Here is a 334-nt window from a genome sequence, read left to right as displayed (position 1 = left end):
GCTGGTGCTGGAGCGGCTGTCGGACGCGGTGCGCAACGGGCGGCGGATCTGGGGTGTGGTGCGCGGTTCGGCCGTCAACCAGGACGGCGCCTCCAACGGACTGACCGCGCCGAACGGTCCCTCCCAACGGCGGGTGATCCGGCGGGCGTTGGCGAGTGCGGGGCTGACCGGTGCGGATGTGGACGCCGTCGAAGCCCATGGCACCGGCACGACGCTGGGCGACCCGATCGAGGCGCAGGCGCTGATCGCCACCTACGGCCAGGACCACGACGCCGAACAACCCCTCTGGCTCGGCTCCGTGAAGTCCAACATCGGCCACACGCAGGCCGCCGCG

Annotated in this window: 1 pseudogene; it reads left to right on the top strand. The window is 72.5% G+C overall.

The features are described 5' to 3' along the window. Window positions 1-334: pseudogene (locus tag ADK36_RS15330) on the top strand (polyketide synthase); the annotation flags it as partial.

The sequence above is a fragment of the Streptomyces viridochromogenes genome (assembly GCF_001270495.1).
Lineage (GTDB): Bacteria > Actinomycetota > Actinomycetes > Streptomycetales > Streptomycetaceae > Streptomyces > Streptomyces viridochromogenes_A.
This window is presented reverse-complemented; position numbering and strand designations above follow the sequence as displayed.